The 15,236-nt window shown below is 69.5% G+C and carries 14 protein-coding genes; 6 read left to right on the top strand and 8 right to left on the bottom strand.

What is annotated here, in order from left to right; all coding sequences use genetic code 11:
• Positions 1-66 precede the first annotated feature (66 nt).
• From ACIRCZ_RS17415 to ACIRCZ_RS17395, 5 genes are all read left to right on the top strand, one after another.
• Positions 67-1,392 carry an ABC transporter substrate-binding protein gene (locus tag ACIRCZ_RS17415; RefSeq protein ID WP_055889105.1) on the top strand — a complete coding sequence of 442 codons (1,326 nt, stop codon included), beginning with the start codon at positions 67-69 and terminating at the stop codon, positions 1,390-1,392.
• A 66-nt stretch (positions 1,393-1,458) separates the two neighbouring features.
• Positions 1,459-2,652 carry a carbohydrate ABC transporter permease gene (locus ACIRCZ_RS17410; RefSeq protein WP_402855238.1) on the top strand — a complete coding sequence of 398 codons (1,194 nt, stop codon included), beginning with the start codon at positions 1,459-1,461 and terminating at the stop codon, positions 2,650-2,652.
• On the top strand, positions 2,649-3,575 hold the full coding sequence (locus tag ACIRCZ_RS17405) for a carbohydrate ABC transporter permease (protein WP_402855235.1): 927 nt from the start codon (positions 2,649-2,651) through the stop codon (positions 3,573-3,575). The genes ACIRCZ_RS17410 and ACIRCZ_RS17405 overlap by 4 nt, the downstream gene beginning before the upstream one ends.
• 2 nt (positions 3,576-3,577) lie before the next feature.
• Positions 3,578-5,026: a GH1 family beta-glucosidase gene (locus ACIRCZ_RS17400; protein WP_402855232.1), complete on the top strand. Its 1,449-nt coding sequence runs from the start codon at positions 3,578-3,580 to the stop codon at positions 5,024-5,026.
• A gap of 4 nt (positions 5,027-5,030) precedes the next feature.
• On the top strand, positions 5,031-6,053 hold the full coding sequence (locus ACIRCZ_RS17395) for a LacI family DNA-binding transcriptional regulator (protein WP_055889097.1): 1,023 nt from the start codon (positions 5,031-5,033) through the stop codon (positions 6,051-6,053).
• 55 nt (positions 6,054-6,108) lie between these two features.
• On the opposite strand, the gene ACIRCZ_RS17390 is transcribed toward ACIRCZ_RS17395, so the two are convergent.
• Together ACIRCZ_RS17390 and ACIRCZ_RS17385 are read right to left on the bottom strand one after the other, a co-directional pair.
• The gene (locus ACIRCZ_RS17390; protein WP_055889094.1) at positions 6,109-6,936 is read right to left on the bottom strand and encodes a phosphatase PAP2 family protein; all 828 of its coding nucleotides are present in this window, start codon (positions 6,934-6,936) and stop codon (positions 6,109-6,111) included.
• 110 nt (positions 6,937-7,046) lie between these two features.
• Positions 7,047-7,985 carry a DNA-methyltransferase gene (locus tag ACIRCZ_RS17385; protein ID WP_402855228.1) on the bottom strand — a complete coding sequence of 313 codons (939 nt, stop codon included), beginning with the start codon at positions 7,983-7,985 and terminating at the stop codon, positions 7,047-7,049.
• A 53-nt stretch (positions 7,986-8,038) separates the two neighbouring features.
• On the opposite strand from ACIRCZ_RS17385, the gene ACIRCZ_RS17380 reads away from it, so the two are divergent.
• The gene (locus tag ACIRCZ_RS17380) at positions 8,039-8,323 is read left to right on the top strand and encodes a GNAT family N-acetyltransferase (RefSeq protein ID WP_402855225.1); all 285 of its coding nucleotides are present in this window, start codon (positions 8,039-8,041) and stop codon (positions 8,321-8,323) included.
• Here the strand turns inward: ACIRCZ_RS17380 and ACIRCZ_RS17375 are convergent.
• The 6 genes from ACIRCZ_RS17375 to ACIRCZ_RS17350 all read right to left on the bottom strand — a co-directional run bounded on the left by ACIRCZ_RS17375 (position 8,283) and on the right by ACIRCZ_RS17350 (position 15,225).
• Complete coding sequence (locus tag ACIRCZ_RS17375; protein ID WP_082581101.1) at positions 8,283-8,597, bottom strand: hypothetical protein; 315 nt, start codon at positions 8,595-8,597, stop codon at positions 8,283-8,285. The genes ACIRCZ_RS17380 and ACIRCZ_RS17375 overlap by 41 nt on opposite strands.
• Positions 8,598-8,602: 5 nt before the next feature.
• Positions 8,603-9,445, bottom strand: coding sequence for a heme ABC transporter ATP-binding protein (locus tag ACIRCZ_RS17370; RefSeq protein WP_402855221.1), 843 nt, complete (start codon positions 9,443-9,445; stop codon positions 8,603-8,605).
• Entirely contained in the window at positions 9,442-10,602 is a 1,161-nt protein-coding gene (locus tag ACIRCZ_RS17365; RefSeq protein WP_402855218.1) for a FecCD family ABC transporter permease, read from the bottom strand. Before ACIRCZ_RS17365 ends, ACIRCZ_RS17370 begins: the two co-directional genes overlap by 4 nt.
• Complete coding sequence (locus ACIRCZ_RS17360; RefSeq protein WP_402855215.1) at positions 10,599-11,762, bottom strand: hemin ABC transporter substrate-binding protein; 1,164 nt, start codon at positions 11,760-11,762, stop codon at positions 10,599-10,601. The genes ACIRCZ_RS17365 and ACIRCZ_RS17360 overlap by 4 nt, the downstream gene beginning before the upstream one ends.
• Positions 11,759-13,978: an HtaA domain-containing protein gene (locus ACIRCZ_RS17355; protein ID WP_402855212.1), complete on the bottom strand. Its 2,220-nt coding sequence runs from the start codon at positions 13,976-13,978 to the stop codon at positions 11,759-11,761. The genes ACIRCZ_RS17360 and ACIRCZ_RS17355 overlap by 4 nt, the downstream gene beginning before the upstream one ends.
• 197 nt (positions 13,979-14,175) lie before the next feature.
• Entirely contained in the window at positions 14,176-15,225 is a 1,050-nt protein-coding gene (locus tag ACIRCZ_RS17350; protein WP_055889080.1) for a biotin/lipoate A/B protein ligase family protein, read from the bottom strand.
• Between the last annotated feature and the right edge of the window lie 11 nt (positions 15,226-15,236).

The raw sequence follows: 15,236 nt of genomic DNA, 5'->3' as shown, positions 1-15,236 counted from the left end.
CTCACGACACCAGGTGAGAGCGCTCTCATCGGCACCACACCAGACCACGCACACAAGGGAGTGACCGTGAAGTTCTCACGACGCACCAAGGTTGTCGCCGCCGTTGCCGGCGCAGCATCCTTCGCCCTCCTCGCCGCAGGATGTTCATCCAGCGGCGGAGACGGCGGCAGCAGCTCGAACCCGATCACGTTGACCGTCACCACGTTCGGCACGATGGGATTCGACAAGCTCTACTCGCAGTACGAGAAGGAGCACCCGAACATCAAGATCAAGGCGACCAACATCGACACCGGTGACAACGCCCTGACCGACTGGCAGACCAAGGAGGCGGCCGGAAGCGGTCTCCCCGACGTCCAGGCCGTCGAAGAAGGCTGGCTCAGCAAGGTCATGCAGGTCTCCACGGACTTCAACGATCTGAAGGACTACGGAGCCGACAAGATCAAGGACCGCTGGGTCGACTGGAAGCTCAAGCAGGCCACCGACAAGGACGGCCGCATCATCGGCTACGGCACCGACATCGGCCCGGAGGGCCTCTGCTACAACAGCAAGCTGTTCGCAGCGGCCGGGCTGCCGAGCGACCGCGACTCCGTCGCCAAGCTGTTCGGCGGGGACGACGCCACCTGGGCGGACTACTTCAAGGTGGGCCAGCAGTACAAGGCCGCAACCGGCAAGGCGTTCTACGACCAGTCCGGCTTCCTCTGGAACGCCATGGTGAACCAGCAGCCGGAGGGCTACTACACCAAGGACGGCAAGCTCAACATCGAGGACAACTCCACGCTCAAGGGCCTGTGGAGCCAGCTCGCCGGCGGCGCAGCGGCCGGTCTCTCCTCCAACCAGACCCAGTGGGACTGGGGCAAGGGCAAGGCGTTCACCGACGGCTCGTTCGCCACGTTCGTCTGCCCGGGCTGGATGCTCGGCGTCGTGCAGGGGCAGGTCAAGGCCGGAGGCGGCGACGCATCCACCGGGTGGGACTTCGCCAACGTCTTCCCCGGCGGCGCAGCCAACTGGGGCGGATCGTTCCTGACGGTCCCGAAGCAGTCGAAGCACCCGAAGGAGGCCGCCGACCTCGCTGCCTGGCTGACCACGGCCAAGACGCAGGTCGCCACCTTCCAGGCGGCGGGCACTTTCCCGTCCGTGACCGCTGCGCAGTCCGACCCCGGCGTGACCGGTGAGAGCGACCTGACGAAGTTCTTCAACAACGCACCCGTCGGCCAGATCCTCGCCGAGCGCGCGAAGGGCGTCGTCGCCCAGTACAAGGGACCGGACGACTCGGTCATCCAGTCCCAGGTCTTCGGCCCGTCCGTGCAGGAGCTCGACTCCGGCAAGGCCAACGGCGACCAGGCCTGGGCCAACGCGATGACGCTGCTCAACCAGCTCGTCGTCAACAAGTAACCACCAGCACCGATCGGGCCCCTGCCGCGCAGGCGGCGGGGGCCCGCACCTGGGGAGAACCAGCGCATGACCTCCGTGACAACACCGCCGGCCGCGACAGACGGCACGAACAGGCGCGACAGCAAGACCAGCGGCAGCAAGACCAGCGGCAGCCAACCCGGCGGCAGCGACCGCCGCCGCCAGGCTCGGGATGCGCGCCGCGCCCTGACCTTCGGCCAGAAGGTGAGCCGCTTCGACGTCAAGGCGTCCCCCTACCTCTACATCGCGCCGTTCTTCATCCTGTTCGGCCTGGTCGGGCTGTTCCCGCTCGTCTACACGTTCGTCGTGTCGCTGAACAAGTGGAACCTCCTCACCGGCCCAGGCGAGTGGGTCGGCTTCGGCAACTACGTCGCCGAGCTGAACGACCCGTTCTTCTGGAACTCGCTGTTCAACACCATCAGCATCTTCCTGCTGTCCGCCATCCCGCAGCTGATCGGCGCCGTGCTGATCGCCGCGATCCTCGACCAGAACATCCGGGCCAAGACCTTCTGGCGGATGAGCGTCCTCATCCCGTACGTGGTCACCCCGGTAGCAGTCACCCTCATCTTCTCCAGCGCGTTCGACGAGAAGTACGGCCTGATCAACAACCTGCTGCAGTCCGTGCACCTCTCGCCGATCAACTGGAAGACCGAGACCTTCCCCGCCCACGTCGCCATCGCCTCGATGGTCAACTGGCGCTGGACCGGCTACAACGCTCTCATCCTCCTGGCCGCCATGCAGGCGGTCCCGCGCGACATCCACGAGTCCGCCGCCCTCGACGGCGCCGGCGCGTTCCGCCGCTTCTTCTCGATCACGCTGCCGAGCATCAGGCCCACGATGATCTTCGTCATCATCACGGCCACCATCGGCGGACTGCAGATCTTCACGGAGCCCAAGCTGTTCAACCCGTCGAGCGCCGTGCCAGGAGGGCCGCAGCGGCAGTACCAGACCACCGTGCTCTACCTCTGGGACATGGCGTTCAACCGGCAGAACTTCGGCAAGGCGTCCGCCATCGCCTGGCTGCTGTTCATCATCATCGTGCTGTTCGGGGTGCTGAACTTCCTCATCTCGCGGCGCATCGCATCCACCGAGTCCCGGATGCACGCCAAGCGCACCAAACGTCGGCTGGCCGCCCAGCGCGCCACGGCAGGGGCGGGTGACGCGGGCAGCGGGTACGGAGACGACTCGGCCACCGAGGGCGACCTCGCCCTGGTCGCCGCCAGCGAGGAGAAGAGATCATGACTGCCACCGTCGACCGCGACAGCTCCGCGGAGCAGCGCCCGTCCAGGGCGACCGCAGCGAAGGCGCCTGGCCCCAAGCCCCGTTCGAACAAGCGCCGTGCACTCGGCATCGACCGTCGTCCCGGCTTCCTGACATACGGTCTGCTGATCGTCGTCTTCATCGGCGGCGTCTACCCGCTCTGGTGGTCGGTCGTCGCCGGCTCCAGCCCGAGCAGCGTGCTGACCTCCACCTATCCTCCGCTGCTGCCAGGCGGCCAGTTCTGGACGAACGTCGCGCAGGTGCTCGACACCGTGCCGTTCTGGCTGGCGCTCGGGAACTCGCTCATCGTCTCGAGCATCATCACGATCTCGGTCGTCGGGTTCTCGACGCTCGCCGGGTACGCGTTCGCGAAGCTGAGGTTCCGTGGCCGCGAGGGCCTGATGGTGTTCGTCATCGCGACCCTCGCCGTGCCGACCCAGCTCGGCATCATCCCGCTGTTCATGGTCATGAAGCAGTTCGGCTGGACGGGCACCCTTGGCGCGGTCATCATCCCGACCCTGGTGACCGCGTTCGGTGTGTTCTTCATGCGGCAGTACCTGGTCGACGTGATCCCCGAGGAGCTGATCGAGGCGGCCCGTGTCGACGGCGCCAACATGATCCGCACGTTCTGGCACGTCGGCGTCCCCGCTGCGCGGCCCGCCATGGCGATCCTCGGCCTGTTCACCTTCATGACCGCGTGGACCGACTACCTCTGGCCGCTGCTCGTCGTGCCGCAGAACCCCACCCTGCAGGTGGCGCTGAGCCAGCTCCAGTCGGCCAAATACGTCGACTACTCGATCGTGCTCGCCGGCGCCGTGATGGCCACGATCCCTCTGCTCATCCTCTTCGTGCTCGCTGGCAAGCAGCTGGTCTCCGGCATCATGGCCGGCGCCGTGAAAGGCTAAGAATGACGTTCCAGACCAGCGACTGGCCTGACGGTTTCCTCTGGGGGTCTGCGACCGCCGCTGCCCAGATCGAGGGTGCGGCTCACGAGGACGGCAAAGAGGACTCCATCTGGGACCACTTCGCGCGCATCCCGAACGCGGTCGCCGGCGGAGACACCCCGGAGGTGGCCGTCGACCACTACCATCGGATGCCGGCCGACGTCGCCCTGATGAAGGAGCTCGGCCTGCAGTCGTACCGGTTCTCGATCTCGTGGGCGCGCGTGAAGCCGGGCGACCGCTTCGTGAACCAGGCCGGCCTCGACTTCTACAGCCGCCTGGTGGACGAGCTGCTGGATGCGGACATCCTGCCGTGGCTGACGCTCTACCACTGGGATCTCCCGCAGGCGCTCGAGGACGCGGGCGGCTGGGCCAACCGCGACACCGCATACCGTTTCCGCGATTACGCTGCGGCGGTGTACGACGCGCTCGGCGACAGGGTGAGCCACTGGACGACGTTCAATGAGCCGCTCTGCTCCTCGCTGATCGCGTACGCGGCCGGTGAGCACGCCCCTGGCAGGCGGGAACCGCGCGCCGCTCTGGCCGCACTGCACCACCAGCACCTCGCGCACGGGCTCGCGACGCAGACCCTGCGCGAGAAGGCCGGCGCCGCTGCTCTCCGCGTCGGCATCACGCTCAACCTCACGAATGCCGTTCCGGACGACCAGGCGGATGCGGCCGACCGCGAGGCGGCGCGCAGGATCGACGGCCTCTGGAACCGGATGTTCCTGGAGCCGCTGCTGCTCGGCAGCTACCCGGCCGACGTCCTCGACGATCTCCGCGAGCACCGCTTCGACGAGCTCGTCCAGGACGGCGACCTGGCCACCATCGCCCAGCCCATCGACTTCCTCGGCGTGAACCACTACCACGACGACAACGTCTCCGCGCATCCACTGCCGGTGGATGCTGCGCCCGGCCTCACCCCGACCGACCGGCCGAAGTCGTCGCCGTTCGTCGGCAGCGAGTACGTGACGTTCCCGTCGCGCCACCTGCCGCAGACCGCGATGGGCTGGGAGGTCAACCCGGACGGCCTGCGCACCCTGCTGGTGCGGCTCGGCCGCGAGTACCCGACGCTTCCTCCGCTGTACATCACGGAGAACGGCGCAGCGTACGACGACACCCTCGACCCGGACGGCCGCATCCGCGACACCGAGCGAGAGGCGTACATCCTCTCCCACGTGGATGCGGTGCGCGCGGCCATCGCGGAGGGTGCGGACGTGCGCGGATACTTCGTCTGGTCCTTCCTGGACAACTTCGAGTGGGCGTGGGGCTACGAGAAGCGGTTCGGCATCGTGCGGGTGGACTACGAGACGCAGGAGCGTACCGTGAAGGACTCCGGCCACGCGTTCGCCAGGCTGATCGCGGAGACCAGGGGGCGCGTCGGCTCTAGCATGGGTCTTGCGGTAGAAAGGTGACCCGATGACCTCGGAGCAGGTGGACGGCCGGCCCGTGCCCACCCTCGAAGCGGTGGCGGCGCGCGCCGGTGTCTCGCGCGCGACCGTTTCCCGTGTGGTGAACGGCTCGACCAAGGTCACGCCCGAGGTCACGGAGGCGGTCACCAAGGCCATCGCCGATCTCAACTACGTGCCCAACAGGGCCGCCCGCTCCCTCGCCTCCCGCCGCACTCAGGTGATCGCCCTGGTCGTGCCGGAGTCGACGGCCAAGGTCTTCGCCGACCCGTTCTTCGCATCCATCGTCCAGGGGGTCGCTCTGCACCTGGCGGACACCGAGTACACGCTCAACATGGTGATCTCGTCGGAGCTCAACCCGGACAAGACGCGGCGCTACCTGATGGGCGGAAACGTGGACGGCGCGCTCGTCGTCTCCCACCACTCCGGCGACCACTCGTACGCCCAGCTCGGCTCGACGCTTCCGATCGTCTACGGCGGCCGCCCGGTGAGCGAGACGGAGCACAACGCCTCCTTCGTCGACGTGGACAACGTGGCGGGCGCGGTGGGCGCGACGGAGCACCTCATCGGTCGGGGCCGCCGCAACATCGCCCTCATCACCGGCCCCCAGGACATGCCGGCGGGCGTCGACCGCTACACCGGCTGGCGCCGGGCGATGGATGCGCACGGCCTCGACGCCACGCTCGTCGAGTACGGCGACTTCTCCCCTGTGTCCGGCATGGAGGCGATGCGCCGTCTGCTCGCTCGCGAGGTGCCGATCGACGGACTGTTCGCCGCCAACGACCAGATGGCGGCCGGCGCGTACTCGGCGATCCACGACGCGGGGCTGAGCATCCCGGGCGACATCGCGGTGGTCGGCTACGACGACGACTACTTCGGCCTCACGGCCACGCCCCCGCTGACCACCGTGCACCAGCCCTCGATCGGCCTCGGCGAGACGATGGCGCGGGTGCTCGTGCGCCGCATCGAAGGCGAGCCGGTGGACAGGGTGACGCTGCTGCCGACAGAGCTGGTGGTGCGGCAGAGCAGCTAGGCGCGCGAGCGCAGTCGCTGAGCCGCCATACGTGATCTGCCCAACGTGATCTGCCCTAAGCCAGCGCCCTGAACACCCTGTTGCCCAGCACCGCGAGCACGAACCCCGTCGCCACGATCGCCGCCACTCCCCCTGCGTACGCCACGAACAGGTGCTGCCCCGTGCCGTCCTGCGCGGAGAAGTAGGTCACCAGCAGAGCGACGATCGCCCCGGCGGCGCACACCACGGCGATCCAGAGCAGCGGCCACAGTTTGGTGCGAACGGGGCGCTCCGCGGTCGGCACGCGCAGCCAGGAGTACAGCAGCCCTGCGATGCAGCCCCAGAACGCGACCACGAGCATCCCGGCCACCACGTCGCTCGGCCGGTGCCACTGCTCCACCAGCGTGGATGCGCCAGCAGCGATCGTGAAGACCGAACCGATCACCGCGGCGAGCGGGCGGAAGCGCGGCGAGGCGACCAGGAAGACGACGAGAGCCGCCGACGCCGCCACGGTCGTGTGGCCGGAAGGTAGCGAGTTGGCGAGGCCGACGTCCACGCCCTTCGACGGGCGGCTCAGCACGGTGTATTTGAGGAGCTGGGTGCTGCCGTTGGCGAGGGCGGCCGCCGCGACGGCGACGAAGAAAACCGCCCAATTGCGGCGGAAGGCAACGATCGCGAGCGCGGCGATGCAGCCGAGGATCACCGAGGCGGCCGGCAGGGCGTTGAGGAAAGCGTGGGCGAACTCGATCAGGTCGCCCTTCCACACGTCTGCCCCCGCGAACGCCCGCTCGTCGATGACCTGGCCCATGTAGCTCTGCACGAAGACGAGGTAGACGAGCGCGAACGTCACCGCTGTGCCCAGCGCGCCCCAGAGGAAGGGCAGGGGGCGGAGCGCGGTTCGCATAGTGCCCCAGCCTCCCACACCGTTCTTGGTGTTCTCCGGACGGCGGCTCCGGGGTGTCTGGAATCCGTCGTGCAGCGACCCCGGTACCGGCAGGTGGATGCGCGTCCCGCCTACGCCTCCACGAACCGCACCGCAGGCTCCGCCGCCGCGAATCGTGCCCGCATCACGCCGATCGCGTCCGGGTTGCTGTCGACCAGCAGGAACCGGCGGCCGAGGGCCGACGCCACGGCGCCCGTCGTGCCGCTGCCCGCGAAGAAGTCGAGCACCCAGTCGCCCTCGCGGCTCGACGCCTGCACGATGCGGCGCAGGATGCCCTCCGGCTTCTGGGTCGGGTATCCGGTCTTCTCCCTGCCCGTGGGCGACACGATGGTGTGCCACCAGACGTCGGTCGGCAGTTTGCCCAGTTCCGCCTTCTCTGCGGTGACCAGGCCGGGCGCCATGTACGGCTCGCGGTCGACGGCGGAGGAATCGAAGAAGTAGCCTGCGGGGTTCTTCACGTAGACCAGGATCGTGTCGTGCTTGGTGGGCCACTTGTTCTTCGCCTTGGCGCCGTAGTCGTATGCCCAGACGATCTCGTTGAGGAACGACTCCCGGCCGAACAGCGCATCCAGGAGCACCTTGGCGTAGTGGGCCTCCCGGTAGTCGAGGTGCAGGTAGAGCGTCCCGTGGTCGGCGAGGATGCGCCACGCCTCGATCAGACGGGGCTCGAGGAACGACCAGTAGTCGTCGAACCGGTCGTCGTAGCGCAGCAGGTCGCCCTTGATCCGTTCGTAGCTGCGGCCTTTGAACCCGGTGACACTGCCCGCGCCGCCCGCCGAACGCACCGAGGTGGTGCTCCGCCTGGCCTGCGACCTGCCGGTGTTGAACGGCGGGTCGAGGTAGATGAGAGTGAACGACGCGTCAGGAAGCGCAGCCACGATGTCGAGGTTGTCGGCGTGCACGACAGTGCTCGGCGCATCCGGGTGCCAGGCCGGGACCGCATCCGCACGGGACACATCCGCACGCACCGCATCCGCAGGGGCCGCATCCGCGGTGGAGTCGTCCAGCATTCCCCCATTCTCGCAGTCTGTGCGTCGCGACGCTGCCGGGTTAGCCTGGCGGCATGAGTCTCACTGTGGTGAATCAACCGGAATCGTCCCGCTACGCCCTCCTCAAGGACGGCGAGCAGATCGGCGTCGCCGAGTACGACCTGCGCGACGACGCGATCGTTTTCACGCACACCGTCGTCGATGAGGCGAAGCGCGAGAAGGGGATGGCCTCGACGCTCGTTCAAGAAGCCTTGGACGACGTGCGCGCCAACACCGAGCTGCGCGTGGTCGCGACGTGCCCGTACGTGCGGCACTGGCTCAGGGAGCATCCCGAGTATCAGGACCTGCAGGCCCGCTAGGCGCAACATCGATCCGGATGCGGCCGCCCTCCCAGATGCCCTTGTCGCCGTCGCCGGGCAGCGGGGCTGGGGCCGGAAGCATCGACTGGCGGTCGAGCTCGACCTGCGCCTCGTGACGGGTGGGCGCGAAGACCTCGTCGCCGATGCCGACGATGCTGCTCGACGAGCCACCCGTCTTGCGCGTCTTGTCGGAGAAGTCGATCCAGCCGAGCTTCGACGCGATGACCACGAGCACCACTGCAGCGACGATTCCGCCGACGATCCACCAGTTCACGCGGGTCAGGGTACCCGAACGCGCTGGGAATGTCCCCCTTTCGAGGGTGAACCGGGGCCGGATGCGCGCACCGGCAGCACGAGCAGCGCGCCGGTGACGGGGTGGTCGATGGCCTCCACCGGATGCCCGTATACCGCGCTGAGGCGTTCGCCGGTGAGCACGTCCCGTGGGCTGCCGTCCGCGACCACGGCGCCATCGGCGAGCAGCACGATCCGGTCGGCGTACGCGGCAGCGAGGTTCAGGTCGTGCAGCACCGTCAGCACAGCGGCCCCGTCCGCGGCGAGGTCGGCGGCGAGCGCGAGCACCTGCTCCTGGTGGCCGATGTCGAGCGCGTCCGTCGGTTCGTCGAGGAGGACGATACTGCAGCGCTGCGCGAGCACGCGGGCGAGCGAGACGCGGGCGAGTTCTCCTCCGGAGAGGGTGGTCACGTCGCGGTCGGCGAGATGGGTGGTGTCCGTCCTGGCGAGGGCCTCGGCGACGATGGCCTCGTCGTCGCCTGCGTCGCCGGCGGTGCTGGCCCATGGCATCCGTCCCATCGCCACCACGTCGCGCACCGGGTAGGAGAACGACACCCCCTTCTGCTGCAGCAGCACGCTGCGCAACCGGCCGAGCTCCTGCACCCGGATGCGCGCAACGGGTCGATCGTCGATGGTCACCGTGCCGGAGTCCGGCGTCACGTCCCCCGCCAGCACGGAGAGCGCCGTCGACTTGCCAGCGCCGTTCGGGCCGATCAGGGCGACGAGCTCTCCCGGTCGCACGGCGATGTCCACCTCGGACAGCAGCGTGCGTCCGTCGATGGTGAGGGTGACGCCGCGCAGCTCGGCGACGCCGCGTTGACCGGCGCTCATGCCGCCCCCTCCTTCGCCGCGATCGTGCGCCGCAACAGCACGAAGAACACCGGGCCGCCGACGAGGGCGGTGAACATCCCGATCGGGAGGTCGGCGAACGGCACGACGGTGCGGGCCGCCAGATCGGCCGCGCTGATCAGCAGCGCACCGCCGAGCGCGCTGGCCGGGATGAGCGCCGCGTGCGCCGGACCGATCAGCAGGCGCAGCAGGTGCGGGATGATCAGGCCGACGAACGCGATGATGCCCGCGAACGACACGGCTACGGCGGTGAGCAGCGCCACGAGCAGGATCGCGAGCAACCGCACCCGTTCGACGGGAACGCCGAGGTGCCTGGCGCTCCGCTCGCCCAGGGCGAGCGCATCCAGTCGCTTGGCGAGCAGCCATGCGCATCCCACGCCCACGATCAGCAGCGGGAAGGTGACGGCAACGGCCCGCCAGCTGGCGCCGTTGAGGGAGCCGAGCTGCCAGAACATGATCTGCTCGCGGCTGGCCGTGTCCGCCTGGAAGACGAGGAACGCGATGACGGCGTTCGCGACGGCGTTGATCGCGATGCCGGTGAGCACCAGCATCAGCACCTGGGTGCGCCCGCGGGCGCGCGACAGCACGTAGACGATGACGGTCGTGAGCACGCCCATCACGAAGGCGGCGGCGGGGATGCTCGCCGGGCCGAACTGCTGCAGGTCGAAGACGATCACGGCGCACGCCCCCACCGCGCAGCCGGCGGAGACGCCGACCACCGCCGGCTCGGCGAGCGGGTTGGCGAAGACGCCCTGCATCAGGGCGCCGGCGACGCCGAGGGCGGCACCGACGACGATGCCGAGCGCGACGCGGGGGAAGCGGATGTTCCAGAGGGCGCCGTCCGCATAGCTCGCGGCGCCGGTCGCGGCCGGTGCGATGCCGATGCGTCTGCCGATGGACGCGACGATCTCGGCCGGCGAGAGCGCGAACTGCCCCACGGAGGAGGAGACCAGCACGGCGAGCAGGAGCAGCACGACGAGCCCGACGATCACCGGGACGCGGCGGCGGCGTGCACGGGTGACGGCGCTGAGGCGCTGGCGGGGCTTCGCGCGGGACGCAGCCGGCGCGGCACCCTCTGCGCTCACCGTCATCTCCCGACGCTGCGCGTCCGAGCGCGGCTGCGCCTCCGCGCGCGTCACTTCGCGGCCTCCGGCCGGTAAAGCGCGTCGGCGAGCGACAGCAGCACGGCGGGCGTCGTCGGCCCGAACGACATGAGCTGCCCGTCGTTCATGTCCACGATCCTGCGGTGCTGCCCCGCCGCGGTGTCCGCGACACCCGGCCGCTGGAGCAGCCCATCCACGCCGCCGGTGGAGGCGAGGCCGTCCGTCATCATGAGGAACACATCCGGGTTGGTCGCCAGCAGCGCTTCGCTGTTCGCGGGCTTCGCGCCCGTGATGCCCGCCTCGGTCGCCACATCGACAGCGCCGAGCGCCCCGATGAGGTCGTCGGCGCCCATCCCCTTGCCGAAGAGGAAGAACACACCGGCGCGACCGCGCACATAGAGCAGGGCGGCGCGCAGCCGGTCGTCTCCGGTCGGCGCCATCGCGGCGATCGTCTTCTTGGCCGCCGCGAGGTCGCCCGCGACCCGCTTCGACAGACGCGCACCGTCCGCATCGAGGCCCACCGCGTGCGCAACCGTCTCGATCTGCGAGCCGATGGTCGCGATGCTGCGCTCCGAGTCGAAGAACACCACAGTGACTCCGGATGCGCGCAGCTGGTCCTGCACATCGCGCGGCCCGAGCGTGGTGTCGGTGAGAACCAGCGTCGGGTGCAGGGCGAGGATCGCCTCGCCGTTCAGCTCGTGGCCGTTCTGCGTCACCAGCGGGAGCTTCTTCATCACGCTCAGCGTGTTCGACGCCCCTCGGCCGACGAGCCGGTCGCCCAGCCCGAGGCCGACGACGGTCTCGGCGAGCGTGCCGTAGACGTCGAGGGCCAGGATGCGGCTGGCGTCGGAGACCGTGACCTTCGTGCCGGACGCATCATCGACGGTCACCGGCAGTTGCGGCTTCGGCGTCTTCGTGATCGGGACGACGTCCGCGACAGGGGCGGCGGTCGACGGACCGGTGATGGTGCGCGGGTCGGCGAGCCCGGCACGCGCATCCGCCGCCGGTGCCGTCGCCGGTGTGGACGGCGCGGGGGTCGATGCCGAGGTCGCGGCCGTCGCGCCGCATCCTGAGAGGGTCGCCACCACCGCGACGACGGCCGCGAGTCGCAGCAGCCGGGCGGAACGGGGCGGCCGCCGACGCCCGCGGGCGGAGCCGACGGCCCCGCCCACGAGTGCTTCCGTGCGAGAGGTCACGCCTGTGCCACCGCCTGGCTGGATGCGCGACGCCGGACCGCGACGACAGCCGCGACGCCGACGAGCACCATCAGGCCTCCGAGCAGCGGCCAGCCGCCGGCGTCTCCCCCGCCGGTGGTGGCGAGGGTGGACGCTGTCGCACTGTCACAGGGCACGCTGGCCCCGAGCGGCAGGCTGAACGACACGGGGTCGAGTGACGTGCCCGCCTCGTAGAAGCCGGCGAACGCGGTGGCGCCCGCCGCGGTGAGGGTGACAGGAGCATCCGTCGCCGTGACCCGCGGGCCGGACGCGCCGCCGCTCAGCGCGACGGAGGCGAACGCGATGCCGGAGTGGTCGCTGGCCGCGCCGCCCATGTCGGTCGAGTGGACGTCGGCGACGATGGTGGCCGTGTTCGGACCCGTCACCTTCACCGCGACGTTGGAGAGCACCAGGTTGAGGACGCCGTTGTGACCGGTGAACGCGACGCTGCCGGGGAAGCGTGCGATGCCCTTGTCGTCAGCCGTGTTGTAGCTGCCGGAGCCGTTGCTCCAACCGTACTGCCCGTCGGCGTACGTCACGCCGGAGAGGTTCCACGAGCCCTTCGCGATCCCGCCGGAGATGTAGTTGCGGAAGCTCGACTTGAGCCCCCAGCTCAGCGTCGCGTCGCTGATGGAGCGGGCGACGCAGACCGGCTCGGCCGGGGCGACCGGCGTCGCGACGACCACGGGGTCCGGAGCGGTCGGGACGGTCACGATCGGAGACGCTGTCACGGTGTGGGTGACCGGCGCGGCCGTCGATGCGGCGAAAGCGGACGGATCGGCCGGCGTGAAGGTGGCCGTCAGCGAGCGCGCGCCCTGCGGGAGGGTGGAGATGCGGGTGGTCGCCTTTCCGTCGCGCAGCACGAGGTTGCGTGCGACGACGGTGCTGCCGTCCAGGATGCTCACGGTGCCGTCCGCCTTCGGGGAGACGGTGACCGTCACATCCACCCCGGAGCCCGCGGTCGAGCTGGCAGACGAGGTGGTGATCGAGAGGGTGGTGGCGACAGGGGTCACGGCGGGGACGGCGAACGCGATGGGCGTGTACGTGTCCTGTGTGCGGTCGGCGGAGCCGTGCGCGGCGAAGGTGTAGACGCCGCACTCCTCGGTGGAGCAGTCGACCTGGCGGCCGTTCGAGGTGAAGGCCTGGGCGATGCCGGTCAGGGAGCTGGTGAACGCGCCGTCGGCGCCGATGGTGCGCACCCAGGCGACACCCTGGAAGAGCGAGGCGGTGAGGTTCCACGACGGCTCACCTGCTGCCGACTTCGGGCCGACGCCCACGTACACGCCGGGAACGGCGCCGCCCGTCGGGGCGAAGTTCTCACCGGTGACCGTGATGGACGCGCCGGACGGGTCGAGCCCTGTCGCCGGGGAGACGGTGACGGAGGCGGGGGTCGGGGCGCCGACAGCGGTCACCGTGACGGTGACGGCCGGCGAGGTGGACGCAGCGAAGGCGGTGCTGTCCGCCGGGGCGAACGACGCGGTGATCGAGTGCGCGCCGACGGCGAGGCCGCTGGTGCTGAACGTCGCGGTCGAGCCGGAGACCGTTCCCGTGCCGAGCGTTGCCGACCCTTCGCGGAAGGTGACCGTTCCCGCGGCGGCCGGGCTGACCGTCGCCGTGAGGGTGACCGCCGAGCCGTCCGTGACGCTCGCCGCGCTCGTCGCCAGCGCGAGAGCGGTGGTCGCGGGAGGAACGGGTGCATAGACGAGCGGGGTGATCGAGTTCTGGCTGGTGTCGCTCATCCCCTGGCCGTGACCCTTGGACGTGTAGACCGCATACGTCGGGGTGGATGCGCTTGCCGCAGGGACCGTGACGGTCACGGAGAACGTGCCGTCGGCGTTCATCGGCGCCGTGCGGCCGGAGGGGCTGGTGCCGTCGACGTTGCCCGGTGCGATCCAGATGGTCTCGCTGGTGATGAGGCTGCTGGCGCCGAGGTAGAAGCCGGGGAGTCCCGTCGGGCCGACACCCAGGTAGATGCCCTGTGTGCTGGGGGTGAAGCCGCTGCCGGTGAGGGTGATCGTGCCGCCGGCGGCGGGGATCTCCTGAGCGGACACGGTCGGGCCTGCCGCGTGCGCCGGGGCGGCGACGGCAGTGACGCCGAGCGTCGCCAGGGCGGTCGCGACCAGCGCCGCGAGCAGACGCGCGCCGCGTCTCTTCGCCGGTGCGTGCGCAGCTGTGGACGGGGAACTCAACGATCTCATGGCACTCCTGTGAGCGGAGCGACGCACGGTCGTTCCGCTGGATTCTGGACTGGTGTGGTTAGGTAAGGCTCAGCTAACTAAGCTTTGCCTAACCTAACAACACTCTCGCCTCAGACGCAATCGAGCCCAGGCTTTTTCACCGCAATTGCGTTGAACGATGAAGAAGGCTGGGCTCGACGGGATGCGAGGGGCGCGGTCTACGGGACGCGGTAGAGCCACTCCGTGGTGCCGAACTTCTCGGCGACGAGCTTCTCGGCGGCGGCGTACTCCTCCGGCGTGATGTCGCCGGGAGTCGCGCCGTACAGCTGGGTGAAGGTCTGCTTCATGCGGTCGATGATCTCGGCGCGGGTCATGCCGGTCTGGCTGCGCAGCGGGTCGACGCGCTTCGCCGCGCTGGTGATGCCCTTGTCGCTGATCTTCTCGCGGCCGATGCGCAGCACCTCGGTCATCTTCTGACCGTCCATGTCGTAGCTCATGGTCACGTGGTGAAGCACGGCGCCGGAGCCGAGACGCTTCTGCGCGGCGCCGCCGATCTTGCCCTTCGGGCTCGTGATGTCGTTGAGCGGCTGGTAGAACGCGTCGATGCCGAGCGACTTCAGGGCGACGATCGCCCACTCGTCGAGGAAGGCGTAGCTGTCGGCGAAGCTCATCCCCTGCACCAGATCGGCCGGGGCGTAGATCGAGTACGTGACGACCGAGCCGGCCTCCATGAACATCGCGCCGCCGCCGGAGATGCGCCGCACCACGTCGAAGCCGTACTTCTCGGCGTTCTCCGCATCCACTTCGTTCTTCACCGACTGGAAGCTGCCGATGACCACCGCAGGCTCGTCCCACTCCCAGATGCGCAGCGTCGGGCCGCGACGCCCCTCTCCGACCTCGGTGGCGAGCACCTCGTCGAGCGCCATCTGCATCACAGGAGGCACAGCCTTGGAGTGCACGATCTGCCAGTCGTAGTCGCGCCAGCTCGTCGCGCGGGCGAGCGAGCGGCGCACGGCGACGGCGACCGCTTCCGGCGAGAAGCCGAGCAGCGTCGCGCCCTCCGGCAGCGCGCCGCGGACAGCGGCGGCGATGGTCGCGGCATCCGACTCGGCCGGGAGACCGTTCACCGAGCGGTCGATCGCCTCCAGCGCCGTGTCCGGTTCGAGGAAGAAGTCGCCGGCGAGGCGGAAGTTCGCGAGCCTGCCGTCGATCACCTCCAGGTCGACGACGACGAGCTTGCCACCAGGAACCTTGTATTCACCGTGCATGGCTACAGCCT

Source organism: Leifsonia sp. NPDC102414 (assembly GCF_044765685.1).
Taxonomy (GTDB): domain Bacteria; phylum Actinomycetota; class Actinomycetes; order Actinomycetales; family Microbacteriaceae; genus Leifsonia.
Note: the sequence above shows the minus strand (reverse complement) of the source record. Positions and strands in the feature narration are given on the sequence as shown.